Raw genomic sequence first — 22,259 nt, forward strand, 5'->3', positions numbered from 1 at the left:
ACTCGCCGTCAGGGACTTCCGGATCAAATGCATACTCAGTATGGCGTACCGGATTGGCCTGCTGTATGGTCCTTGATCACTGCAATCCGGCAGGACTTTCACCAATGCCGCCTATGCCGTTCGGGGGCCTGTGGCCATGCCCGTCTGGGGGATGCTGCTCTCCGCGTTCGCCGAGATCCGCACCAGCAAGGTCCGCGTGGGCCTGTCGCTGGTCTGCGTGTCGGCGATGGTCGCGGTGGTGACGCTCGCGATCGCGCTCGGCGGGCTGGCGCAGCAGGCGGTCGTGCAGACCTTCGAGCAGGAGGTCGGCCGCCCGGTCACGCTCGACATGCAGGTGCCCGACAACAACGGCAACTCCGCCATCTCGACCGACACGATGGCCCAGATCCAGCGGGACCTGCACCGCTACCACGTCGTCGGCAGCCCGCTCCGGCGCGTGGAGCAGCTGCCCGTGCGCCAGGTCCTGCCCGGCGGCACCCGCCCCATCAAGGGCAACCCCGAGACCGGCGAGCCGCTCGTCACGGTCGGCACGAACCCCGTCCTGGACAAGATCCGGCGCCTGCACGTCGGGGCCGGGCGCTGGTTCGACCCGACCGACGACCACCGGTTCGAGCCGCAGCTGGTCGTCGGCGAGAACGTCGCCAAGCAGCTCGGACCGAAGCCGCTCGGCGCCGTCGTCGAGCTCGCCGGGCCGCGCAGCTGGATCCGCGGCCGCGTGGTCGGGGTGTTCTCCAAGTCCACGCCCTGGGCGCCCTCGGAGATCTACATGCCCTACAGCGCGATGGTGCGCTGGAACATCGGGCCGGGGAACACCTCGCTGATCGTGCGGGTGCCGAAGGCCGACGCCAAGCGCATCACCAAGCGGCTCAAGGACGACGCCGCCCGTTCCTGGGGGCTCGGCAACACCCAGATCATGGCGCAGGAGGGCGACACCTCGTTCATCAGCGGCACGTTCGGCAAGGTGCTGGTCGCGGTCGCGGTGTTCCTGCTGCTCCTCGGCTCGCTGCCGGTGCTGGTGCTCGGCCTGATGGCGGTGCGGCAGCGGCGCAGCGAGCTCGGCGTGCAGCGCTGCTTCGGCGCGACCGGGCCCGACCTGTTCCTCGGCGTGCTCCTCGAAGGGCTCATCGTGTCGTGCGCGGGCGGCCTGCTCGGCATCGCCGGGGTGTACGCGATCAGCGGGCCGCTCTTCGACGTCCTGTCCCACCGCGGCCCGTTCGGCGAGGCCGACCTCCACAGCAGCTTCCCCTGGCGGGCGGCGCTGCTCGGGATGGGCGTCGCGGTGTCGGTGGGGCTGTTCACCGGACTGATCCCGGCGCTGCGCGCGATGCGGCGCTCGGTGATCCAGGCGATTCGCAGCTAGGAGACTTCGATCCATGCCTCGTTGGGCGAACCGGCTGGTGAAGGCCGGGATCATCGCGGCGGTGCTCGCCACCGTCGGCGGCACGGGCTGGCTGGCCGGGCACGGCGCGGCCTCCCCGGAGCGGCCCACCGACGACCTGCCGGTCGCCGACCTGTCGCCGAAGCCGATCACGGTCACGAAGGGCGAGATCGTCAGCCGGCTGACCGTCGACGCGGTGGTACGGGCCGACCCGTCGACGCCCGTACGGTCGACCAAGCAGGGCGCGGTCGCGGCCGTCTACCGCAAGAACGGGCAGAAGGTCACCAAGGGCCAGACCATCCTCACCGTCAAGCTCCCGAGCGCGGATGAGGGCGACGGCGGCGACCCGGGCCAGGACGGCACGGCCAAGAAGCCGGCCAAGAAGCCGAAGGCGAAGATCGTCAGCGTCACGGCCCCGGTGTCGGGCACGCTGACCGGCCTGAACGCGGCGGTCGGGCAGGACATCAACCCGTCCGAGCCGGTCGCCCAGATCGACCGGGGCCGCTTCCAGGCCGTCGCCACCATCGCCGGCAAGGAGGTCTACCGGCTCTACAACAAGCCCGAAGAGGTCAAGCTGGCGATCGATCACGGGCCCTCCCCGTTCCGCTGCAAGCTGCTCGCCTACGGCGCCGGGGCCTCCGACAAGGGCGGCAAGGGCTCGTCCGGCGGGGGCGGCGGTCCGCAGGACGGCGGCGGTGACAGTGGCGATGGCGGCGACCAGGGCGGCGGCGGTGGCGACAACGTCGAGGTGACCTGCCGCATCCCGTCGTCCGAACGGGTCTTCGCCGGCATCCGCGGCAAGATGGCGATCACGACCGACTCGGTGCACGACGCCGTGGTGGTCCCGCTGTCGGCCGTGCTCGGCGAGAACGACAAGGGCCGCGTCACCGTGATCGGCGACGACGGCAAGCGCGAGATCCGCAAGGTCACGCTCGGCATCAACGACGGCAAGCAGGTCGAGGTGACCGACGGGCTCAGCGAGGGTGACAAGATCCTCGACCGCGCCCCCGACGACCCCTCGTTCGACGCGCCCGGCAAGCCCGACGACGGCGGCGGCGACGGGGACTCGCCCCCCGACGACGGCGGCATGGACGGCGGCGACGGCGGCGGTGGCGGGGACGCGCCGGTCATGGTGCCGAGCGGATGAGCCACCGGGCCGGCATCGACCTCCCCGACCTCCCCGCGTCCGGCCGTCCGGCCGGGGAACCGGTGCTGGAGATCGACGGCGTCACCAAGCGCTTCAAGCTGCGCCGCCGCAAGGAGCCGCTGACCGTTCTGGAGAACGTGTCGCTTACCGTGCGCCCCGGCGCCACGGTCGCGATCGTCGGCCTGTCGGGGGCGGGCAAGTCCACTCTGCTCAACATCCTCGGCCTGCTGGAGCGGCCCGACCGCGGCACCGTGCGCATGTACGGCCGCGAGACCACGACGATGCGCGAACGCGACCGGGCACAGCTGCGCGGCGAGACGATCGGCTTCGTCTTCCAGCAGCTGAATCTGCTGCAGCGCCGTACCGCCCGCCAGCAGGTCGCCGCGCCGCTGCTGTACGCGGGCGGTGACCGGCTCCGGCGCCGCTACGCCCTCGCCGACGAGGCCCTGCGCCGCGTCGGGCTCGGCGACCGGCTGCACTCGACCCAGTCCAGCCTGTCGGGCGGCGAGCAGCAGCGCGTCGCCATCGCCCGCGCGCTCATCCGCGACCCGCGGCTGATCCTCGCCGACGAGCCCACCGGCGCCCTCGACCCGGTCACGGCCGGGCAGGTCATGGACCTGCTCTTCGACCGCGCCCGCGAGGAGGACCGGGCCCTCGTGCTCGTCACGCACGACCACGCGCTGGCCCGCCGGGCGGACGCCGTCTACGTCCTGGACGCCGGCCGCCTCACCGCCGGTGCCCCTGACTGACCGGCGGTGCCCGGCCGACCGGCGGTGCCCGGTTTCGGTCTCTAGGCCTTCGTGGGGCGGCTGAACATCCCGAACAGGGTCCAGAGGATGCCGATGACGATGGCGCCGATGATGGCCACCAGGCCGGTGGCGCCGCTGTCGAACATCGCCATGACGCCGACGAGCACGCCGTAGCAGATGGACAGGGCCAGCATGATTCTGCGGAAGAGGTCCTTGTTCATGGACATAACGATCGCGCCAGGTCGATCCTTGCCATATCCACCGTTCGGTGGACACGGGCACCGGAGACGAGGACGCTGCCGATCATGACTGACCGCAGTCCGGCCGCGGCGCGGTCGGAGAACGTCTGGAACCGTTCCTACCCGTTCTGGGACGCCTACTTCGGCATCGTGCTGGTGGCGAGCGTCGCCGCGATGGCGCAGGACGACGACTCGCCGTGGTCGCGGGCGTCGGCGATCGCGCTGCTGCTCGCGCTGACCGTGGCCTACGTCGCGATCGGCCGGAGAGCCGTGCGCGCGGAGGGCCTCGGCGCACGGGCGGGACTGGTGTACGCGGCGGTCGCCATCGCGCTCTTCCTCCCCGCCGTCCTGCTGGAGTCCACCAGCGCGATCGCGCTGTCGGCGCTCGTGCCGCAGATGTTCATGGTGCTCTCGACGGTGCAGGCCACCGCCGTGCTCGCCGTGCTCCTGTCCGGCCCCGGCGCCGAGTACCTCCTGCGCAGCGGGAGCGACCCGGTGTTCGTCGCCCTGGCCATGGTGATCGTGATCGCCAGTGCCGCCCTGCTCGGCACGTTCATCGGCCGGCTCGGCGTCCAGAACCGCGAGCGCGCCCGGCTCATCGAGGAGCTGGACCGGACCCGCGACGAGCTCGCCGAGGTCAGCCGGGAGGCGGGCGCGCTGTCGGAGCGCGAGCGCCTGGCCGGGGACATCCACGACACGCTGGCGCAGGGTTTCACCAGCATCGGCATGCTGCTCGAGGCGGCCAGGCCGGCGACCGGCGCCAACCATCATCTCGACCTCGCCGCGCGGGTCGCCCAGGACAATCTCGCCGAGACGCGTGCGCTCATCGCCGCGCTGGCGCCGCCCGTCCTCGCCGGGGTCTCGCTGGAGGAGGCGCTGGGCAGGCTCGCGAAGGGCTTCGACCTGCCCGCGGAGCTGACCGTTCACGGCGAGGCGCGGCCGATGGAGACCGCGGCCGAGGTGGTCGTGCTGCGCGTCGCGCAGGAGGGGCTGGCGAACGTTCGCAAGCACGCGCAGGCCACCTCCGTTCGGCTGACGCTGACCTACGAGGCCGAGTCCGTCGGCCTGACCCTCACCGACGACGGGTGCGGCTTCGACCCGGCCCGCGCCACCGACGGCTACGGGCTGAACGGCATGCGGAACCGCGTCGCGCAGATCGGCGGAACGGTCGGCGTCGACAGCGCGGCGGGCGCGGGCACCACGGTCGCGCTGGAGGTCCCGGTGGAGGTCCCGTGCTCCGAGTCATGATCGTCGATGACCATCCGATCGTCCGCGAGGGGCTGCGCGGCATGCTGGTCGCCGAGCCCGACATCGAGGTCGCCGGGGAGGCGGGCTCCGGCGACGAGGCGGTCGCGACCGCGCCGCGCCTGGCGCCCGACGTGATCCTCATGGACCTGCGGATGCCCGACGGCGACGGCGTGAGCGCGATCCGGCGGCTCGGCGACGCCCATCGCATCGTGGTGCTCACCACCTACGAGGACGACGCCGACATCCTGCGCGCGGTCGAGGCGGGCGCGGCCGGCTACCTGCTCAAGAACGTCTCGCGCCACGAGCTCGCCGAGGCGGTGCGTTCGGCCGCCGCCGGGCGGACCGTCCTGACCCCGTCGGTGGCCGCGCGCCTCACCGAGACTCGCAAGGCCCCGGCGCCCGCCGTGCTGTCGGCGCGCGAACGCCAGGTGCTGGAGCTGGTCGCCGAGGGGCTCACCAACGTTCAGATCGCGCAGCGGCTCTTCATCGGCGAGCCGACGGTGAAGACCCATCTGCTGCGGCTGTTCGGCAAGCTCGGGGTGTCCAACCGCACCACCGCCGTGATCACTGCGATGGAGCTCGGACTGCTCGGGCCAGCCCGTCCCGGACGGCCCTGAGCGCCGGGCGCGCCAGGCTTCCCTCTCGTACGGCGGTCAGCACGCGCCGCACGACCGGCGGCCCCGCCACGGTCACCGCGGCGACGCCGGGCTCGCGTTCGGGGCGGGCGAGGTCGGCGAGCAGCGTCACCGCCTGGCCGGACGCGATCAGTGCGAGCAGCGACAGCGCGTCCGACGACTGGTGGCGCAGGTCGGGGGCGAAGCCGTGGCGGCGGCAGACGTCGCGGACCATGCGGCCGTGGCTGGTGTCGGGCGGGCCGCCCGCCCAGATCTCCGACTCCAGGTCGTTCAGGCTCACGCTGGGCAGCCGCGCGCACGGATGGTCGCTGGGAACGACCAGCCGGACGTTCTCCACGTGCAGTTCCTCGAACGCCAGCCCGCCGGGCCTCGGGCGACGTGAGCTCTCGTACTCGTCGATCACGGCCAGGTCGAACTCGCGGCGTTCCAGCGCCTGGAGGGTGTAGTCGGGCTCGGAGATCTGCGTCTCCAGGCGAAGGCCCGGGTGCTGCCGGGCCAGGTCGGCGAGGGCGGGGGCGAGCAGGCGGGCGGCCGTCTGGAACGCGCCGATCCGCACCACCCCGGTCACCGCGCCCGCTGCCGCCGCCACCTCGGCCTCGGCACGTTCCACCCGTTCCAGGATCGCGTCGGCGTGCCGGGCCAGGACGTGCGCGGCCTCGGTGAAGCGCAGGCGGCGGCCGTCGCGTTCGAACAGCGTCGCGCCCGCCTCCCGCTGCAGCTCCGACAGCTGGTGGGAGACGGTGGACGGGCTGTAGGACAGGGCCTCGGCCACGGCGGCGATCGTGCCGCGGCGGTGCAGCTCGGCGAGCAGGCGGAGCCGCTGCAGATCCAGCATGCTTCGAATTCTTCCACGGGTAAGCGTCGAAATTATGCGCTGGACCCGATGAGTTACCGCCCGCACGATCGATGGGACATCGAAGGGACAGCGCCGAGGAGGGACCACGGTGGACGCACGAGCCGAGTTGATGATCCGTTACGCGGGGGAGTTCTGGCCCGAGGTGATCGAGCGGGCGTCCGGCTCGTGGCTCACGACCACCGATGGGCGCCGCGTCCTCGACTTCACCTCGGGGCAGATCTGCGCCACGATCGGCCACAACCACCCGCGCATCGCGGCCGCGATCGAGCGGTCCCTGAACGACGCCGTCCATCTCAACTCGACGATGCTGTCGACGCCCGTCCTCGACCTCGCCGAACGCCTGGTCGGCACGCTGCCCGAGGGGCTCGACCGGGTGATGCTGCTCAGCACGGGCGGCGAGGCCAACGAGGCGGCGCTGCGCATGGCCAAGCTCGCGACCGGCGGCTTCGAGGTCCTCGCGCTGACCCGCAGCTGGCACGGCATGACGGCGGGCGGCCAGAGCGTGACGTTCGCCGCGGGCAGGCAGGGCCACGGCCCGACGCAGCCCGGCATCTTCGCACTGCCCGCCCCGTACGCCTACCGCTGCCCGGTCAGGCACTGCGACGGCACGTGCGACCGCACCTGCCTGGAGGTCGGCTTCGACCACTACGACCAGCAGACCACCGGCGCCCCGGCGGCCGTCATCGCCGAGCCGGTGCTGTCGGCGGGCGGCATCATCGTGCCGCCGCCCGGCTACTTCGCCCGCCTCACCGAGCTCGCCCACGAGCGCGGCATGTTGGTCATCCTGGACGAGGCGCAGACCGGCTTCGGGCGGCTCGGCACGATGTACGGGCTCGACCAGCTCGGCATCACGCCCGACTTCATCACGCTGTCCAAGACGCTCGGCGGCGGCCTGCCGATCAGCGCGGTCGTCACCTCCGCCGAGATCGAGCAGGCCGCCCACGAGCGCGGGCTGCTCTACTACACCTCCCACCAGTCCGACCCGCTCCCGGCCGCCGCCGCGCTCGCCGTCCTGGAGGTCGTCGAGGAGGACGACCTGGCGAACCGGGCGCGCGAACGCGGCGAGCGGCTGGAGATGCGGCTGCGCGAGCTGGCCGAACGGCACGAGTCGATCGGCGAGGTGCGCGGCCTCGGCCTGCTGTGGGGCGTCGAGCTGGTCAAGGACCGCGAGACCAAGGAGCCCGCGCTGGAGCTCGGCGACGCGGTCACCAAGAACTGCGAGTTCGCCGGGCTGTGCATGAACATCGTGCGGGGCGGCGCCGGCGGCAGCAGCGCCTGCCTGCGCATCGCCCCGCCGCTCACCGTCTCCGAGGACGAGATCGACACCGCCGCCGAGATCCTGGACGAGTCCCTCGCCAAGGCCGAGGCCTCAGCCTGACCCTGCCGGTGGTACGCGCGAGCGGGGGCTAGGTCGCCCGCAGGCCGGCCTCCGCGCGCCATGCGCTCGGGGGCCGGCCGTGTGCTCGGCGGAAGGCCGTGCTGAACGCGAACGCGTTGGTGTAACCGACCTTGCGGGCCACGCTGTCGACCGTGGCACCGGGGTCGCGCAGCAGCTCGGCGGCGAGCGCCATCCGCCGCCCGGCCAGGTAGGAGAGCGGCGCCTCACCGACCACGGCCTTGAACCGCCGGTAAAGGGTGGCCCTGGAGACCGACGCCTCGGCCGCCAGCGACGCGGAGGTCCACGGGCGGCTGGGCTCGGCGTGAACGGCCTCCAGGACCGGGCCGACGACGGGATCGTCTCTCGCCGCGTCCCGAGCAGGCTGGTCCCAGGTCCTCAGCGCCCGGACGAGGAGCAGGTCGAGCAGCCGGTCCCGGACGAGTGCGTCGTCCAGGTCCTCGCCGGCGAGCAGGGCCGGGGGAGCGGCGGGAACGACGAGGTGGCGGGGCAGCGAGTCCAGCAGCCGCCGCCCCACGTCCGCCGAGATCCGGTAGGCCCCGGCGAAGAGGACGGCGGGAGCTTCGTGCGCCATCGTGTGCGGGTGCCGGACGACCGCGACCTCGCCGGCCTTGAGAGTGATCGGGGCTTCGCCATCCGGGGTCAGCCGGGCCGTGCCGTCCAGGACCGCGTACACCGTCAGCGGTGCGGCCCCGCCCCAGGACCCCGGTGGCCCCGGATCGACGCGGCAGACTCTGGCGCCGTTCGCCCGGATGCCGCGCAGAAGATCGTCCACCCTGTCGAACGTACCTGAGACGATCGCGAAGGCCCGCGAGCCGTCGGCCCATGCCCGGCGGCGCCCGGCTCGGGTTGGCTGGTCACATGAGCGACGGAACGATTCTCGTGCTGGGGGCGACGGGCAACACCGGGCGTCTGGTCGTCGAGGGACTGCGGGCGCGTGGCCGATCTGTACGGCCTGCGGCCCGATCGCTGGGCTTCGACTGGCACGACCCGGGGACGTGGCCGGCCGCGCTCACAGGGGCTGCGGCCGTCTACATGGTCACGCCGATGCTGCCGGACTTCCCGGCCGAGCTGGTCACGGACTTCGTTGCGGCGGCCGATACGCAGGGCGTTCGGCGGCTCGTGCTGCTGTCCGGGCTGAGCGCGGGCTACGGCAGCCGCCCGTTGCTGTCGCGCGAGGAGCCCGTCAGGGCGGCGAAGGCGGACTGGACGATCCTGCGGCCTGGGGCGTTCGACCAGAACTTCTCGCTCGACGGCGTCCACGGCCCGGCGATCCGGGCGGGCGAGGTGCGCATGCCGCTCGGACCTGGTCCCGGGCCGTACAGCGCGTTCATCGACGTCCGCGACATCGCGGACGTCGCCGTCGAGGTGCTGATCGGGGAGGGGCACGCGGGCCGTGTCTACGACCTCGCGGGGCCGCGAGCGCTGACCTACCCCGAGGCGGTCGCGATGGTGGCGGAGGCGCTCGGCCGTCCGGTGCGGTTCGTGAACGTTCCGCTGGACGAGTGGACCGGCCATCCCTGGTCGGCGGAGACCTATGAGGCGATCCGTCGTGGAGAGTACGCGCCCCTCCACGACGGGGTCCGCCGGGTGCTCGGCCGGGACCCGCGCGACTTCGCCGACTACGCCCGCGAACTCGCGGAGGCCAGCTCCTGACGCTGAGGTTCCCGATCGTCCACGGGCTCGGTGATCTCGCTGAACGCGCCGTTCACCGACATCACGATCCGGCCCGTCTCCCGGCCGTGCTCGGCCTCGTGCCGCTCCCGCCAGGTGAGGCCGAGGCAGAGCCGCTGGGCGAGGGTGTAGGCGAGCAGCGGCCCGGCGAAGATCGCGATCCGGAAGAACCACGTGACCGCGTACAGCGAGACGTGGAAGTGGAAGGCGATCTGGTCGTTGGCCGCGGCCGCCCACAGCAGCCCGTAGAACGTCACGCCCGCGGCGCCGACCGCCGTGCGGGTGGCGGCGTCGCGGGGCCGGTCCAGGTAGTGGTGCAGGCCGCCGTCACCGGTGAGGCGCCGTTCGATCCACGGGAACGCGGCCAGCACGGTGAAGAAAGCGCCGGGAACGATCAGCGCGGGGACCAGGACGGCGAGCGTGAGCGGGTGCCCGGCCACGTACGGCTCCCAGTTCGGCATGATGCGGATCGCGCCGTCCATGAAGCCCATGTACCAGCCCGGCACCGCGCCCGAGGTGATCGCGCCGGGGCGGTACGGGCCGTACTGCCAGACCGGGTTCACCTGCGCGAACGTGCCGAGCATGAACACCACACCCGTCGTGGCGAAGAACAGCGCGACCGCCTGGCCGAGGTCCCCGGGGAGGCGGCGGGTCCGTACGGCGACGCGGCGCAGCAGCAGGAGCAGCCCCGCCATCGCCAGCGGGATCGCCAGCACGTGCAGCCAGTAGAACATCGGGATGATCCGGTCGCCGGGGAAGTCGCCGCCGAACAGCAGATCGCTGAGCCGCGTGCCGATGAACGGGATCGACTCGGTCACCCCCTGGATGAGGCCGAGGCTGCCGCCCGACAGCATGTCGTCCGGCAGGATCGTGCCGGTCAGGCCCGCGGCCATGCCCAGCACGAGCAGCGTGATCCAGATCAGCCAGCGCGGCACGTGCGGCCGCCGGAACGCGCCGGTGAAGAACAGCCGCATGAGCAGGAGGCAGACGGCCGCGATGAAGATCAGCGCGGACCAGTGGTGCACCTGCCTGATCAGTAGCCCGCCGCGCACCTCCAGGCTCAGATCGACCGTCGCGTCGTAGGCCTTGCTGACCGGAATCCCCTTCAGCGGCATGTAGGAACCGTCGTACTTGACCATGGTCATGTCGGGTTTGACATAGACGGTCAAGAAGGCTCCGGTGGCCACGAGCAGCGCGAACGTGGAAATCGCGATCTGCCCGAAGAGCCTGATCCAGCGATCTCCTGACGGTAGAGCCCGCGCCGTTACGGTGTTCTTCATCCGTCACACTCCTCCGTCGTGCTTCGTCATACAGGTGACGGAATCGCTGGACCGATTCGTGACACGCAACCGGCGTGACGCCTCTCACTCAACCCTTCGAACGCACATCCCTAGGTGGACCCATGCCTGAAACAGCCCGGCGGCGCGGCCTCGCGCTCGCCCTCCTGGCGGCGACGCAGTTCGTGCTCGTCCTCGACGCCTCGATCGTCGGGGTGGCCCTGCCGTCCATCGGCCGCGACCTGAAGTTCGCGCCCGAGGACCTGTCCTGGGTCGCCAACGCCTACACCCTCACGTTCGGCGGCCTGCTCCTGCTCGGCGGCCGCGCCGCCGACCTGTTCGGCCGCCGCCGCATGTTCATGATCGGCATGGCGATGTTCGCCGCGTCGTCCCTGGCCGGGGCGCTGTCGGTGAACGCCGCGATGCTCGTCGGCGCCCGCGCGGTCCAGGGCATCGGGGCCGCGGTCGTCGCGCCCGCCGCGCTCTCCCTGATCATGACGATCTTCGAGCCGGGGGAGGAGCGCAACAAGGCGATGGGCGTCTTCGGCGCGGTCGCCGGCGCGGGCGGCGCGGCCGGGTCGATCCTCGGCGGCGTGCTCACCGAATGGTTCGGCTGGGAGGCGACGCTCTACGTGAACGTGCCGATCGGCGCCCTGGCGATCGCCCTCGCGCCCCGGCTGCTGCCCGAGGCGTCCGACGAGAACGCCCACGGCTTCGACGTGGTCGGCGCGGTCACCGCGACCGGCGGCCTCGCCCTGCTGGTCTACGCCCTGGTCGACGCCAACAACGCCGGCTGGAAGTCCGCGCAGACCATCGGCTTCATCGCCGTCTCACTCGTGCTGATCGCGCTGTTCTTCGTCATCGAGGCACGCTCGAAGCACCCGCTGATGCCGCTGCGCATCTTCCGCCAGGCGACGCTGCGCAGCTCCAACATCCTGGCGTTGCTGCTGACGCTCTCGATGTTCCCGCTGTTCTTCTACCTGACGTTCTACCTGCAGCAGGTGCTCGGCTTCGGCCCGGTCAAGGCCGGTCTCGCCCAGCTCCCGATCGCGATCACCATCGCCATCACCGCCGGGGCCACCTCGTCCCTGATCGGCAGGGTCGGCATCAAGCTGCCGACCATCGCCGGGCTGCTGGTGACCGGGGCGGGCCTCGCGTGGTTCTCCCGGATGTCGGCCGACGGCAGCTTCCTGGGGGACGTCCTGGGCCCGACGCTGGTGATCGGCGTCGGCAGCGGCCTGGCGTTCGTCACGACCACCGTCGGCGGCACCTCCACCGACCGCGCGGACGAGGCGGGCCTGGCGTCCGGCATCTTCAACACCGCCCAGCAGTTCGGCGGCTCGCTCGGCCTCGCCGTCGTGGTGGCCGTCGCGACCGCCAAGACCAACGACGTCTTCAAGGGCGGCGAGCGCGTGGCCGCCGTCGCGCTGACCGAGGGCTACCGCGCCGGAATGCTCACCGCCGCCGGCATCGCGATCGTGGCGGGCCTGGTGGCCATCGTTCTCCTGCCGGGTCGCGCCAAGACCGCCGTCGCCCCTGTCGACGTCGACAGCGACTCCGGCTCCGGCTCCGGCTCCGACTCCGGCGACGCCGGGCCCGAGGTCACCCGATCGGAAACGAGTGATGCTCGTGCGTGATCACCCAGCGGCCGTCGTCCTTGCGCAGGCCGAACGTCAGGCGCAGGCGGTTGTCGGGGTTCTCGGTGAAGTCCTCCGGAAAGCCGCAGCGCAGCAGGGCGTACGCGAACGCGACGTCCTCGCCCGCGGTGACCTCCAGCGACTCGATGTCGAACGAGGCGCCCTGCGCCTGCCACTCGAAGAACGGCGGCCAGACCTCCAGGTAGGCCGCCAGCCCGCGCACCCCGGCGTACGGCGGCGGCACGTCGAACATCACCACGTCCTCGCCGTGATCGGCGGCGACCCGTTCGATGTCGCCGCCGTGCACGGCCTGCGCCCACCCTGAGATCAGGGCGCGGATCTGCTCCTCATCGGTCATGGTCACTCAACGTAGAGCGAAAGAGTCTCGGCCACGCACGCCGGCCGCTTCTCCCCCTCGACCTCGACGGTGACCTTGACCGTGGAAAGCTTCCCCGCAGGGGAGTTCTTGAACTCGATCAGCTCCGCGCCGCCGCGCACCCGCGCGCCGACCTTCACCGGCGCCGGGAAGCGGACCCTGTTCAGCCCGACGTTGACGCCCATCTTCAGCCCGTCGATCCAGAAGATCTCCGGCATGAACGCGTTGACCAGCGACAGCGTCAGGTAGCCGTGCGCGATCGTGGTCCCGAACGGCCCGTCCTTGGCCTTCTCGGGATCCACGTGGATCCACTGGTGGTCGTCGGTCGCCTCGGCGAACAGGTCGATCTGCTTCTGGGTGATCTCACGCCAGGGGCTGTAGCCCAGGTGCTCACCCTTCATGGCGGCGAACTCGGCGAGGCTGTCGAACGTTCTCATGCCCGCGATCCTGCTCAACGTGCGAGAACGCGGGCAAGAGCGCTGATCGACAAGCCTCGCCGAGCCGCCTTTGGACGGGCTAGTTCTTCACGAACCGGAACGTGGCGGTCTCCCCGTCGCCGTTCCACCGTTCGAAGCCGGCCTTCTCCAGCACGCGGACGGACGCCGGGTTGGACACCTCGACCGTCGCGAACACCGTGTGGACTCCGGCGGCCGTGAGCGCGAACTCGCTCAGCGCCCGCGTCGCCTCGGGGGCGTACCCGCGTCCCCGCCGCGACAGGACGACGCCGTAGCCGATCTCCAGTTCCCCGGCGTCCGGCGGCCAGAACAGCCCGATGGAGCCGACCACCAGGCCGGTCTCCCGCTCGACGATCTGCCGGTGGCCGTACGGGCCGAGCCACTGGGGGTTGTCGGCGAACAGCTTGACCACCACGCGGTCGCCCTCGGCGGGAAAGTCGTCCGCCCAGTGCGCGGGCCGTTCACCCGCGAGGACGGCGGCCACCTCGTCGTCGGTCCAGGGGCGCAGGCTCAGGCGGTCGGTCTCGGTTGACGCGTAAGGCAAGTGACACTCCAGGTCGTTGTTCGGGAAGGACGAAAACGACTGATGGCAGCCATATTCATCAACCTCCCTCCAACTCGACCGGAGCCAAGTAGATCACGCCGGCCCCCGCGTTCGCCCGCCGTTTCGCGGGCCGCAGGGGACGACGGCCTCGATCGGTCAGGGCGGCGCCGCGACCGCTCAGGCCGCGGCGGCGCGACGGGTCAAGCGGCGGTGCGACCGCTCAGGCCGCGGCGGCGCGACCGGCCTTGAGCGCCGCCGCGGTGTCGACGACCCGCTGCCCCTGGAAGCGGGCCGCCTGCAGGGTCACATCGCTGGGACGTCCGGTGCCCGCCACGTGCGAGGTGCCGTACGGGTTGCCCGCCTGGAACTGGATCGGGTCGGTGTAACCGGGGGGAACGATGATGCCGCCCCAGTGGTAGAAGGTGTTCCCCAGCGCCAGCAGGGTGGACTCCTGCCCGCCATGCGCGGTGTTGGAGGCCGTGAAGGCCGAGTACACCTTGTCGGCGAGCTTGCCCTGGAACCACAAGGGCCCGGTGCTCTCGATGAACGCCCGGAGCTGGCTGGTCGGGTTGCCGAACCGCGTGGGCGAGCCGAACAGCACCGCGTCCGCCCACACCAGGTCGTCATGACCGGCCTCGGGAACGTCCGCCGTCTCCCGCACGTGCTGGGCCCACTCCGGCCTGGCGTTGATCGCCTCCGCCGTGGCGGTCTCGGCGACCTTGCGCACCCGTACCTCCGCGCCCGCCTTCTCCGCGCCCTCCGCGACGGCCTGCGCCAGCGCGTGCAGGTTCCCGGTGGCGCTGTAGTAAATGATCGCGACGTTCACGCGCTCCATGATCGGTTTCCTTCTCTTCAGGGTCGGCTTCACCCGGTACGACGAAGCGCCCCCTCGAGCTGTGAGGTGAGCAGCCCGGCCTCACAGTTCGAGGGGCCGCTTCGTCGGATTAGATGAGGAGCGATCAAAGGGAGCCACATCATGACCGACGATCCGGGCCTGACCGCGATCGTGCGAGAGCGGCGGCAGTTGATCAACCTCGCGTACCGGCTGCTGGGCTCGCTGGCCGAGGCCGAGGACGTCGTGCAGGAGACCTACGCCCGCTGGTACGCGATGACCCCGGAGCGGCGGGAGGCCGTCGAGTCGCCCGGCGGCTGGCTGACGACCGTCGCCAGCCGCATCTGCCTGGACCTGCTCGGCTCGGCGCGCGTCCGCCGGGAGAGCTACGTGGGCGAATGGCTGCCCGAGCCGCTCCCCGACGGCACCGCCGCCGACCCCGCCGACCGCGTCACCCTGGACGAGTCGGTCAACATGGCGTTCCTGGTCGTCCTGGACGCGATGACCCCGGCCGAACGCGTCGCGTTCATCCTGCACGACGTCTTCCGCTACTCGTTCCCCGAGGTCGCCGAGATCGTCGGCCGTACGCCCGCCGCGTGCCGCCAGCTGGCGACCTCGGCCCGCCGCCGTCTCCAGTCCGCCCAGGTCACCGAGACCCCGCGCCCGCAACGTTCCGAGGTCGTCAGCGCGTTCAAGCGAGCGTGGGAGACCCAGGACATCCGCGCCATCATCGGCCTGCTGGCCCCCGACGCCACCGCGATCGGCGACGGCGGCGGGCTCGTCTCGGCCGCGCTCCATCCGGTCGTCGGCGCCGAGGAGATCGCCCGCTTCTACATCGAGCACCCGCCGGCGCCGAACCTGACGCTCCTGGAACGCACGGTCAACGGCCAGCCCGGCCTGGTGGCCCAGCTCGACGGCGTCACCGTGTCGGTCCTGTCGTTCGACATCGCCGACGACCGGATCAAGCACATCTGGGCCACGCTCAACCCCGACAAGCTCCAGCCCTGGAGGCCCTGACTCAGCCCGTCAGACATCAATGACCAATGCGCGATGGTCGGAAACCTCAGGTTCCGCGACGATCTCGAACCGCCGTACGGCCGCCGGGTCGGACACCAGCAGATAACTCGCATGGCGCAGCGGCTTGGCATAACGTGACGTTCTGGTGTCGGCGTCGCGAACCAGATCGACGAGCCCGAGCCCGCCGAGGACCTCGAAGGTCTCGCTCTCGGGCAGCAGATTGAAGTCGCCGCACACGACCGTCAGATCGCCGTTCTCGCGGGCACTCGTGACAAGCTCGGCCAGCCGTTTGGCCTGCGTCGAACGAGCCGGAGTGTCGCCCTTCCCCTGCGGGTCCCGCAGCCCATGCAGCTGAACGACGCTGACGAACCGTTCCGCCGCGCGATCGAAGACCCGCACTGCCAAAGCGGCCCGCGGCCGCCCGTCGTTAGGCCACTCGTCCCCGTGCTCGGCGTATTCGCCATGCACGAACCCCGACCGCATTCCCACAACCGGAAGGGTCTCGGCGACAAAGCTGGCAACCCCGAAATCCTGCCGATGCAATAGCCCGTCGTCATCACGTACAGGCCCTGCATCGCTCGCCACGAAAAGCCCCTGATGACGAGGAAGCAGAGCCCGCACATCGGCCATCAAATTGGCCCGCTGCGGCAGCGACCGATCAGCGTCGTCGAACCGCGTCCAACCGCCCAGCCCAGCCGTATGGGTCATTTCCTGAAGACAAAGCACATCCGCGCCGCACGTACCGAGCCAGGGGGCGAGCTCGTCGTACATCGCGCCGCCCCACGCGTTGAGAGAGATGATCCGCACACCCCAAGTGGATCACGCTCAGACCACCGTTCCAGATTCGTCGCTGAGGCCCGCGCTACCAGGGGACCGGTCCGGCCTGGCTGAAGAACCCTGCGGTCGGCCCGTCCGCGCCGAGTGTCGCGAGGCGGACGGGGGCGGCCGCGCCCTCGGCCGTGGTGAGGTAACCGGTGCGGCCGTTGATGTCGGTCTCGACGAAGCCGGGGTCGGCGATGTTGACGAGGAAGCCGTCCTTGCGGAGCTCGTTGGCGTACTGGATGGTCAGCGCGTTCAGGGCGGTCTTCGAAGGGGTGTACGCGGCAGAGGTGAAGTCCGCGAGGGGGCCGTTCGGGTCGCTGTTGATGGTCAGCGATGCGGCCGCACTGCTGAGGTTGACGATGCGCGGGGCCGCCGACCGTCGGAGCAGGGGGACCATCGTGTTGGTCACCGTGATCACGCCGAAGACGTTGGTCTCGAAGACCGCGCGTACGACGTCCAGGTCGACCGAGCTGGGGGTCCGGTCGAGCGCGTTCTCGGGGGTGCTCTGCCCGGAGCCGCTGATGCCGGCGTTGTTGACCAGCACGTCCAGCCGGCCGAAGCGCTCCTCGATCCACCGCGCGGCCTCCTGGACGGTGGCCGGATCCGTGACGTCCAGGACCACGGCGTGCGCTTCGCCGCCTGTGGTGCGGATGGCCGCGGCTGCTTCTTCGCCGCGTTCAAGGACACGGGTGCCGATCAGGACCGTCATGCCCCGCGCGGCCAGCTGCTCGGCGGTCGCGCGGCCGATCCCCTTGTTGGCCCCGGTGATCAGCGCGATGTCGTTGTTCATGGTCAGCTCCTGTTCGGGTGAGCCTCCTGATGAACACGAGATGTCGGTGGCGTGGTTCTTGTGACAGGGCGATCGTGTGACGGCCGTCACTCTGGTTCGGCGGCTACAGGTCCGGGCGAGGTGTCATTCCGGTGAAGACCGAGTCGACCATGGCCTCGATGCGGGCGGGTTCGGGGGCGCGCTGGCTGAGCAGCCAGCGGTGGTAGATCGGCCCGTACAGCAGCTCGATGGCGAGTTCGGCGTCGAGGTCGCCGCGGATCTGGCCCTGGCGTTTCGCGAGTTCGATGCGGTCGGTGGCACGGGCCATCATCGGGCGGAGGAGACGCTCCTGCAGGGCCTCGGCGAGAACGCCGTCGTGCTGCACCTCGCCGAGCAGGGCACGGTAGTGCTGGCCCAGCTCTGAAGAGAACGCGCCCACCGCCGCCTTCATCTGGGTCTTGAAGTCGGCGACGGCGTCGCCGGTGTCGGGGAAGGGCGCGGCCTCGCCCCAGAGCTCCAGCAGGCCGTCCAGCAGGACTGCGCCCTTGGAGGGCCACCAGCGGTAGATGGTGTTCTTGCCCACGCCGGCGCGGGCGGCGATGCCCTCGATGCTGAGCTTGGCGTAGCCGACCTCCTGGCACAGCTCGCGTGCGGCCTGGATGACGGCCTTGGCGGCCTCTTCGCTACGGCGCTCGGGACGTCTGGGTGACATGCCCCCACCTTAGCGGCACGGAACGTTCCGTCTTGACAGGTGCGCCGGTGAACTGCATGCTCATGGCGACTCGGAACGATCCGTATCGCCTAATTTCGGGAGCAGTGATGCAGCATCGGACGCTCGGCCGCACCGGCATCTCCGTCAGCGAGTTCGCCCTGGGCACCATGCGGCTCGGTGCGTGGGGGAACACCGATCACGCGGACGCGATCCGCCTGGTCCACACGGCATTGGACGCCGGGATCAACCTGATCGACACCGCCGACCAGTACTCGAGCGGCGAGGCCGAGCAGATCATCGGCAAGGCGATCCAGGGGCGGCGTGACGAGGTCGTGCTCGCGACCAAGGGTCATTTTCCGCTCAAGCTGGGGGACGGCGACCCGAACCACAGGGGCAACTCGCGGCGCCACCTCACGCGGGCGGTCGAGGACAGCCTGCGGCGGCTCGGCACCGACCGCATCGACCTCTACCAGGTGCACCGGCCCGACCCGGGCACCGACATCGACGAGACCCTCTCCGTGCTGTCCGACCTGGTCCGCGCAGGGAAGATCATGGCCATCGGGACGTCGGACTTCCCGGCCGAGCAGCTCGTCGAGGCCCAGTGGGTCGCCGAACGGCGCAACCACGTGCCGTTCCACACCGAACAGCCGCCGTACTCGCTGTTCGTGCGCGGCATCGAAGCGGACGTGCTGCCCACCGCGCAGAGGTACGGGCTCGGCGTGCTGACCTGGAGCCCGCTCAACAGCGGCTGGCTGACCGGGCAGTTCCGGCACGGGGACGAGATCGAGCTGACCGAGTTCCGCCGGGTGGTGGCGCACAAGTTCGACCTCGACCTTCCCGGCAACCGCCGCAAGCTCGACGCCGTCGAGGAACTCCTGGTCGTCGCGAAGGAGACGGGCGTCTCGCTGACCCATCTCGCGCTGGCGTTCGCCGCGACCCATCCGGGGGTGACGTCGGTGATCCTCGGCCCGCGCACGATCGAGCACCTCACCGACCAGCTCGCCGCCGCAGACCTCCGGCTGGACGACGACGTCCTCGACCGCATCGACGAGATCGTGCCGCCCGGGGTGACGCTCAACCCCGCCGACATCGACTACCGCCGCCCGTCGCTGACCGACGCCGACCTCCGGCGCCGGCCCGCCCGCCACCGCTGAACGCCCCGAACGAGAGCGGCCGCCAGGCCCGACCGGGTCAGGACACGAGCGCGGGTTCGTGCTCGCGGGCGGGGGCGCCGCGGACGGAACGCAGGCCGCCGATGGCGAAGAGCAGGAGCGCGGCGGCGGACCAGGCGCCGAGGATGATGAGCGGGGTCGTGGCGTTCGCGCCGTCGAAGAACGCGACCGAGCGGAAGAGCGTCACGGCGGCGCCGGGCGGCAGGACCTGGCCGATCTCGCCCCACGGCTGGGGGAGCAGCTCGGGCGCGGAGGTCGCGGCGGAGAGCGGGTTGCCCAGGAGCAGGAACGTCAGCGCGCCCAGGCCCAGGCCTGCTCGGCCGATGGCGGCGCCCAGGCCCGCGACGGTGCCGCTGACGGTGACGATGGCGAGTGCGGTGACGCCGGCGATCTCCCAGTAGGAGCCGGGCAGGAGCGACAGCCAGTTCTGCGAGATGAGCGTCGTGGCCAGGCCGCCGAAGACGGCGAAGGCGAGCACGCCGACCAGACGCCAGAAGACGGACCGGATGAGGAGCGTCATCAGAACGGCGCCCGCGATGCCGGACATGATCAGCGGCAGTGCCATCGTGCCGAAGCCGGTGCCTCGGGGGTCGTCGGGATCGGCGGCGACGGCGTCCTGCACGGGCACCGGCTTGGCGCCCGAGAGCTGCTGCGCCAGCTGCGTGAGCTGCTGGGAGATCAGCGGGCTGGCGGCGGAGGCGACGATCACGTGCGGGCCGGTGGGGGTACTGACGATCGCGCCGTAGGCCTTGCGGTCGGCCAGGGCCCGGCGGGCGGCGGCCTCGTCGGCGCGCTGCTTGATGTCGAACGCGCCGGGCTGGCGTTGCTCGAGCGTCCGGGCGAGCGTCGAGGCCTGCGGGCCGGCGACGACGAGCGGGACGTCGCGCGGGGCGATGTGCGACGACGGCCAGGCGAACGCGATGACCATGACGGCCTGGAGGGCTGTGGCGGCCAGGGCGAGACCCAGGGCGCGAATCGGGGACTTCATGCTCGGCTCCATCAAAAGCGGATGTCCGTTCTCTATGAACCCGAGCCTGGCAAGGGCGAGCGCGGTTGTCAAGAACGGATGTTCGTTTTTATATTGCTGGCATGCCCCGAATCAGCGAAGAGCACCGCGAGCGCCGCCGGCAGCAGATCCTCGACGCCGCCCAGATCTGCTTCTCCCGCAAGGGATTCCACGAGACATCGCTCCAGGAGATCTTCGCCGAGTCCGGCCTGTCCGCCGGGGCCGTCTACCGCTACTTCAAGAGCAAGGACGAGCTGGTCAGGGCCATCGCCGAACGCAGCCAGCCGGTGGTCGTCGCCGTCCTGGAGGACTTCCTCACGCGGGACGTCATGCCCCCGCTGGACGAGATCGTCGAACGGTTCGCCGACGCGGTGGTCGAACGGATGGGGGTCGGCGGGCCGGTCACCGTGGCGCCGCAGGGCTGGGCGCTGGCGACCTATCACCAGGCCGTCCGCGACTGTGTCGCCTCGCTCTACCTGAACACGCGGTCCTGCTGGGTGAGGGTCGCCGAGCGCCTGAAGGACGACGGCCGGCTCCCCGCGGGCTCCGACCCGTTCGCCGTCGGCGTGCTGTTGACCGCCGCGCTGCCCGGCTTCATCCTGCAGCGCCTCCTGTTCGGCGACGTCGCGCCCGCGACCCTGAGCTCCGCCATCCGGTCACTCGTCGGCGCCGAGGCCGCGATCGCCCACGCTTGAGGCGTCAAAGCTTGAGCCGTCAGGGCTTGAGGCAGTCGGTTTCGGCGAAGAGCTGCATGCGGCCGTTCCGGTGGCCGCCCGGGTGTTCGGCGGAGGCGGTCAGGCGGCCGACGTCGCGGGCGGTCGCGCGGACCGTGTCGTCGTTCCCGTCGAACAGGCCCGAGGTGTCGACGCGCAGGCCCTGCCCCGACCAGTAGGACGCCAGGCGGATCAGCGGGACGATCTCGTGCGTTCCGCCGGGGATCTGTGGCTCGAGCGTGCTGGAGACGCGGTGCTTGCCGTTCGGCTCGTTGTCGAGCAGGCCGCCTGCGCACTCGGTCTGCTCGCCCTCGACGGGCGTTCCGTCCACGCCGAAGACCTGCTTGCCGGTCGTGCGCAGCAGCCCTGCCAGCGTCGCGGAGCCCTCGCGCATGTTCCGCGCCTTCTTGCCGCTGAACGGCCCCTTGCCGGGCTTGGGCCCACGGGTCGGGCGGATGCCGCGCCCCTCGTCGAGCCCGCCCAGGCGCGGACCGAACGCCGACTCCAGATCGGTGCGCCGCCACGAGCGGGCGTTGGAGTGCCCGCTCTCGTCGCTGATCGCGACGCGCATCGACATCACCCGGCCGGGATGCGTACGCCAGGCGATCTTGGCGATGCGCTCGCCGAAGCCGACCTGGTTCTTGTCGTCCTCCAGCGGCAGGTCCGTGCGCGCCGACACCGTCAGCGAGCCGCCGCCGCCCTCGCTCACGCGCGGTTTGTCGACGCCCGCCGCGCTCCACGGGTCGTCCTGCTCGACGGGTCCCGACCCGTCGCCGCATCCGGCGGCCGAGGTGACGACTAACGCAACCAGGAACGCCGAACGCGGGAGCAGTGTCACACCACTAACGTAACGTCACCGACCATGTGATCTCGGCTCACCCGTGAGTTCCGCCAGAACGTGACGGTCATGACGCTCTCCTTCAGCGGACTCGCCTTCAGAGGGACTCGTCGTACTGGCGGGCGAAGTCGACCAGCGCGGCCGGGGCCTTCTCGACCGAGCCGGTGTCGAACGGAGGCTGCGGGTCGTACTCGGTGACGAGCTGGATGAGCTTGGCGCGGTCGTCGTCGAAGAGCTCCGCGACGAGGGTCAGGCCCATGTCGAGGCCGGCGGAGACGCCCGCGGCGGTGACCACGTCGCCGTCGACGATGACGCGCTTGCTGCTCACGGAGGCTCCCAGCTCGGCCAGAACGTCGCGCGCGAGCCAGTGCGTGGTCGCGGGGCGGTCCTTCAGGATCCCGGCCTTGGCCAGGAGGGTGGCGCCGGTGCAGACCGAGGTGGTCCAGGTCGCCGTCGGGTGCGCCGCCGCGAGCCACGCGACCAGCGCGTCGCTGCTCTCCAGCACCGAACGCCAGCGGCTGCTTCCGGGTACGACGATCAGATCCGGCCGGGGGAGTTCGGCGAACGTCGCGGTCGCGTTGAACTGCAGGCCCGCGTCGGCACGTACTGGTCCGTGCCGTTCTGCAATGAAATGCGGCGTGATCTCGGGATTTGCTGCGAGCATCTCGTACGGACCGACCAGGTCGAGTGCGGTCATCTGCTCGTACAGCACGAAGGCGGCGTCCATGAGGGACTCCCTCTCTTGAGGCGGTGTGGACCAGCATGAA

Annotated in this window: 25 protein-coding genes; 11 read left to right on the forward strand and 14 right to left on the reverse strand. The window is 71.1% G+C overall.

Annotation, left to right across the window (positions count from 1 at the left end):
• Nucleotides 1-136: 136 nt before the first annotated feature.
• Genes J4573_RS38380 through J4573_RS38390 form a run of 3 tightly spaced genes read left to right on the forward strand, consistent with a single transcriptional unit; the run spans nt 137 to nt 3,274 of the window.
• On the forward strand, nt 137-1,360 hold the full coding sequence (locus J4573_RS38380) for an ABC transporter permease (protein ID WP_208261029.1): 1,224 nt from the start codon (nt 137-139) through the stop codon (nt 1,358-1,360).
• Between the two features lie 13 nt (nt 1,361-1,373).
• Nucleotides 1,374-2,525, forward strand: coding sequence for an efflux RND transporter periplasmic adaptor subunit (locus tag J4573_RS38385; protein ID WP_208261030.1), 1,152 nt, complete (start codon nt 1,374-1,376; stop codon nt 2,523-2,525).
• Nucleotides 2,522-3,274: an ABC transporter ATP-binding protein gene (locus J4573_RS38390; RefSeq protein WP_208261031.1), complete on the forward strand. Its 753-nt coding sequence runs from the start codon at nt 2,522-2,524 to the stop codon at nt 3,272-3,274. Before J4573_RS38385 ends, J4573_RS38390 begins: the two co-directional genes overlap by 4 nt.
• A 41-nt stretch (nt 3,275-3,315) precedes the next feature.
• Here J4573_RS38390 and J4573_RS38395 read toward each other — a convergent pair whose 3' ends face one another.
• Nucleotides 3,316-3,495, reverse strand: a complete 180-nt coding sequence (locus J4573_RS38395; protein WP_208261032.1) for a hypothetical protein — start codon at nt 3,493-3,495, stop codon at nt 3,316-3,318.
• An 84-nt stretch (nt 3,496-3,579) separates the two neighbouring features.
• Here J4573_RS38395 and J4573_RS38400 point away from each other — a divergent pair, with 84 nt between their 5' ends.
• Nucleotides 3,580-4,761 (forward strand): sensor histidine kinase, encoded by a 1,182-nt coding sequence (locus tag J4573_RS38400; protein ID WP_208261033.1) that lies wholly within the window; start codon nt 3,580-3,582, stop codon nt 4,759-4,761.
• The gene (locus J4573_RS38405; RefSeq protein ID WP_208261034.1) at nt 4,746-5,378 is read left to right on the forward strand and encodes a response regulator; all 633 of its coding nucleotides are present in this window, start codon (nt 4,746-4,748) and stop codon (nt 5,376-5,378) included. The genes J4573_RS38400 and J4573_RS38405 overlap by 16 nt, the downstream gene beginning before the upstream one ends.
• Here the strand turns inward: J4573_RS38405 and J4573_RS38410 are convergent.
• A complete protein-coding gene (locus J4573_RS38410; protein ID WP_208261035.1) occupies nt 5,326-6,231 on the reverse strand; it encodes a LysR family transcriptional regulator in 906 nt (301 codons plus the stop codon). The genes J4573_RS38405 and J4573_RS38410 overlap by 53 nt on opposite strands.
• A 109-nt stretch (nt 6,232-6,340) precedes the next feature.
• Here J4573_RS38410 and J4573_RS38415 point away from each other — a divergent pair, with 109 nt between their 5' ends.
• Entirely contained in the window at nt 6,341-7,630 is a 1,290-nt protein-coding gene (locus tag J4573_RS38415) for an aspartate aminotransferase family protein (RefSeq protein WP_307797240.1), read from the forward strand.
• Between the two features lie 28 nt (nt 7,631-7,658).
• Here the strand turns inward: J4573_RS38415 and J4573_RS56375 are convergent, their stop codons facing one another.
• Nucleotides 7,659-8,423, reverse strand: coding sequence for an AraC family transcriptional regulator (locus J4573_RS56375; RefSeq protein WP_307797241.1), 765 nt, complete (start codon nt 8,421-8,423; stop codon nt 7,659-7,661).
• An 86-nt stretch (nt 8,424-8,509) separates the two neighbouring features.
• Between J4573_RS56375 and J4573_RS38425 the strand changes: the two genes are divergently transcribed.
• The gene (locus tag J4573_RS38425) at nt 8,510-9,304 is read left to right on the forward strand and encodes an NAD(P)H-binding protein (RefSeq protein WP_208261036.1); all 795 of its coding nucleotides are present in this window, start codon (nt 8,510-8,512) and stop codon (nt 9,302-9,304) included.
• Here J4573_RS38425 and J4573_RS38430 read toward each other — a convergent pair.
• A complete protein-coding gene (locus J4573_RS38430) occupies nt 9,271-10,602 on the reverse strand; it encodes a cytochrome b (RefSeq protein ID WP_208261037.1) in 1,332 nt (443 codons plus the stop codon). The genes J4573_RS38425 and J4573_RS38430 overlap by 34 nt on opposite strands.
• Before the next feature lie 122 nt (nt 10,603-10,724).
• Between J4573_RS38430 and J4573_RS38435 the strand changes: the two genes are divergently transcribed.
• Nucleotides 10,725-12,236 (forward strand): MFS transporter, encoded by a 1,512-nt coding sequence (locus J4573_RS38435; RefSeq protein WP_208261038.1) that lies wholly within the window; start codon nt 10,725-10,727, stop codon nt 12,234-12,236.
• Here the strand turns inward: J4573_RS38435 and J4573_RS38440 are convergent.
• From J4573_RS38440 to wrbA, 4 genes are all read right to left on the reverse strand, one after another.
• Nucleotides 12,202-12,594 carry a nuclear transport factor 2 family protein gene (locus tag J4573_RS38440; RefSeq protein ID WP_208261039.1) on the reverse strand — a complete coding sequence of 131 codons (393 nt, stop codon included), beginning with the start codon at nt 12,592-12,594 and terminating at the stop codon, nt 12,202-12,204. The two genes, J4573_RS38435 and J4573_RS38440, sit on opposite strands and share 35 nt — an antisense overlap.
• A gap of 2 nt (nt 12,595-12,596) precedes the next feature.
• Nucleotides 12,597-13,049, reverse strand: coding sequence for a MaoC family dehydratase (locus J4573_RS38445; RefSeq protein ID WP_208261040.1), 453 nt, complete (start codon nt 13,047-13,049; stop codon nt 12,597-12,599).
• A gap of 79 nt (nt 13,050-13,128) precedes the next feature.
• Complete coding sequence (locus J4573_RS38450; RefSeq protein ID WP_243774235.1) at nt 13,129-13,611, reverse strand: GNAT family N-acetyltransferase; 483 nt, start codon at nt 13,609-13,611, stop codon at nt 13,129-13,131.
• 220 nt (nt 13,612-13,831) lie between these two features.
• Complete coding sequence (wrbA, locus tag J4573_RS38455; protein WP_208261041.1) at nt 13,832-14,446, reverse strand: NAD(P)H:quinone oxidoreductase; 615 nt, start codon at nt 14,444-14,446, stop codon at nt 13,832-13,834.
• 141 nt (nt 14,447-14,587) lie between these two features.
• Here wrbA and sigJ point away from each other — a divergent pair, with 141 nt between their 5' ends.
• Nucleotides 14,588-15,460, forward strand: coding sequence for an RNA polymerase sigma factor SigJ (sigJ, locus tag J4573_RS38460; protein ID WP_208261042.1), 873 nt, complete (start codon nt 14,588-14,590; stop codon nt 15,458-15,460).
• A 9-nt stretch (nt 15,461-15,469) separates the two neighbouring features.
• On the opposite strand, the gene J4573_RS38465 is transcribed toward sigJ, so the two are convergent.
• The 3 genes from J4573_RS38465 to J4573_RS38475 form a co-directional block, all read right to left on the reverse strand.
• Complete coding sequence (locus tag J4573_RS38465) at nt 15,470-16,267, reverse strand: endonuclease/exonuclease/phosphatase family protein (RefSeq protein ID WP_307797242.1); 798 nt, start codon at nt 16,265-16,267, stop codon at nt 15,470-15,472.
• A 55-nt stretch (nt 16,268-16,322) separates the two neighbouring features.
• On the reverse strand, nt 16,323-17,072 hold the full coding sequence (locus J4573_RS38470; protein WP_208261043.1) for an SDR family oxidoreductase: 750 nt from the start codon (nt 17,070-17,072) through the stop codon (nt 16,323-16,325).
• A gap of 103 nt (nt 17,073-17,175) precedes the next feature.
• The gene (locus J4573_RS38475) at nt 17,176-17,763 is read right to left on the reverse strand and encodes a TetR/AcrR family transcriptional regulator (protein ID WP_208261044.1); all 588 of its coding nucleotides are present in this window, start codon (nt 17,761-17,763) and stop codon (nt 17,176-17,178) included.
• A gap of 107 nt (nt 17,764-17,870) precedes the next feature.
• Here J4573_RS38475 and J4573_RS38480 point away from each other — a divergent pair, with 107 nt between their 5' ends.
• Nucleotides 17,871-18,917, forward strand: coding sequence for an aldo/keto reductase (locus J4573_RS38480; protein WP_208261045.1), 1,047 nt, complete (start codon nt 17,871-17,873; stop codon nt 18,915-18,917).
• Between the two features lie 37 nt (nt 18,918-18,954).
• Here the strand turns inward: J4573_RS38480 and J4573_RS38485 are convergent, their stop codons facing one another.
• A complete protein-coding gene (locus J4573_RS38485; protein ID WP_243774236.1) occupies nt 18,955-19,923 on the reverse strand; it encodes a hypothetical protein in 969 nt (322 codons plus the stop codon).
• 101 nt (nt 19,924-20,024) lie between these two features.
• Between J4573_RS38485 and J4573_RS38490 the strand changes: the two genes are divergently transcribed.
• Nucleotides 20,025-20,636 carry a TetR/AcrR family transcriptional regulator gene (locus tag J4573_RS38490; RefSeq protein ID WP_208261046.1) on the forward strand — a complete coding sequence of 204 codons (612 nt, stop codon included), beginning with the start codon at nt 20,025-20,027 and terminating at the stop codon, nt 20,634-20,636.
• A 19-nt stretch (nt 20,637-20,655) separates the two neighbouring features.
• On the opposite strand, the gene J4573_RS38495 is transcribed toward J4573_RS38490, so the two are convergent.
• Nucleotides 20,656-21,492 carry a hypothetical protein gene (locus tag J4573_RS38495; RefSeq protein ID WP_208261047.1) on the reverse strand — a complete coding sequence of 279 codons (837 nt, stop codon included), beginning with the start codon at nt 21,490-21,492 and terminating at the stop codon, nt 20,656-20,658.
• 97 nt (nt 21,493-21,589) lie between these two features.
• A complete protein-coding gene (locus tag J4573_RS38500; RefSeq protein WP_208261048.1) occupies nt 21,590-22,219 on the reverse strand; it encodes a DJ-1/PfpI family protein in 630 nt (209 codons plus the stop codon).
• Between the last annotated feature and the right edge of the window lie 40 nt (nt 22,220-22,259).

The organism is Actinomadura barringtoniae (genome assembly GCF_017573505.1).
In the GTDB taxonomy this organism is placed as follows: Bacteria; Actinomycetota; Actinomycetes; order Streptosporangiales; family Streptosporangiaceae; genus Spirillospora; species Spirillospora barringtoniae.

Bases quoted from the DNA above. Each gene is read 5' to 3' on its own strand.
- J4573_RS38380 (WP_208261029.1), top strand. From the start codon at position 137: ATGCCCGTCTGGGGGATGCTGCTCTCCGCGTTCGCCGAGATCCGCACC.
- J4573_RS38385 (WP_208261030.1), top strand. From the start codon at position 1,374: ATGCCTCGTTGGGCGAACCGGCTGGTGAAGGCCGGGATCATCGCGGCG.
- J4573_RS38390 (WP_208261031.1), top strand. From the start codon at position 2,522: ATGAGCCACCGGGCCGGCATCGACCTCCCCGACCTCCCCGCGTCCGGC.
- J4573_RS38395 (WP_208261032.1), bottom strand. From the start codon at position 3,495: ATGAACAAGGACCTCTTCCGCAGAATCATGCTGGCCCTGTCCATCTGC.
- J4573_RS38400 (WP_208261033.1), top strand. From the start codon at position 3,580: ATGACTGACCGCAGTCCGGCCGCGGCGCGGTCGGAGAACGTCTGGAAC.
- J4573_RS38410 (WP_208261035.1), bottom strand. From the start codon at position 6,231: ATGCTGGATCTGCAGCGGCTCCGCCTGCTCGCCGAGCTGCACCGCCGC.
- J4573_RS38425 (WP_208261036.1), top strand. From the start codon at position 8,510: ATGAGCGACGGAACGATTCTCGTGCTGGGGGCGACGGGCAACACCGGG.
- J4573_RS38430 (WP_208261037.1), bottom strand. From the start codon at position 10,602: ATGAAGAACACCGTAACGGCGCGGGCTCTACCGTCAGGAGATCGCTGG.
- J4573_RS38435 (WP_208261038.1), top strand. From the start codon at position 10,725: ATGCCTGAAACAGCCCGGCGGCGCGGCCTCGCGCTCGCCCTCCTGGCG.
- J4573_RS38440 (WP_208261039.1), bottom strand. From the start codon at position 12,594: ATGACCGATGAGGAGCAGATCCGCGCCCTGATCTCAGGGTGGGCGCAG.
- J4573_RS38445 (WP_208261040.1), bottom strand. From the start codon at position 13,049: ATGAGAACGTTCGACAGCCTCGCCGAGTTCGCCGCCATGAAGGGTGAG.
- wrbA (WP_208261041.1), bottom strand. From the start codon at position 14,446: ATGGAGCGCGTGAACGTCGCGATCATTTACTACAGCGCCACCGGGAAC.
- sigJ (WP_208261042.1), top strand. From the start codon at position 14,588: ATGACCGACGATCCGGGCCTGACCGCGATCGTGCGAGAGCGGCGGCAG.
- J4573_RS38470 (WP_208261043.1), bottom strand. From the start codon at position 17,072: ATGAACAACGACATCGCGCTGATCACCGGGGCCAACAAGGGGATCGGC.
- J4573_RS38475 (WP_208261044.1), bottom strand. From the start codon at position 17,763: ATGTCACCCAGACGTCCCGAGCGCCGTAGCGAAGAGGCCGCCAAGGCC.
- J4573_RS38480 (WP_208261045.1), top strand. From the start codon at position 17,871: ATGCAGCATCGGACGCTCGGCCGCACCGGCATCTCCGTCAGCGAGTTC.
- J4573_RS38485 (WP_243774236.1), bottom strand. From the start codon at position 19,923: ATGAAGTCCCCGATTCGCGCCCTGGGTCTCGCCCTGGCCGCCACAGCC.
- J4573_RS38490 (WP_208261046.1), top strand. From the start codon at position 20,025: ATGCCCCGAATCAGCGAAGAGCACCGCGAGCGCCGCCGGCAGCAGATC.
- J4573_RS38500 (WP_208261048.1), bottom strand. From the start codon at position 22,219: ATGGACGCCGCCTTCGTGCTGTACGAGCAGATGACCGCACTCGACCTG.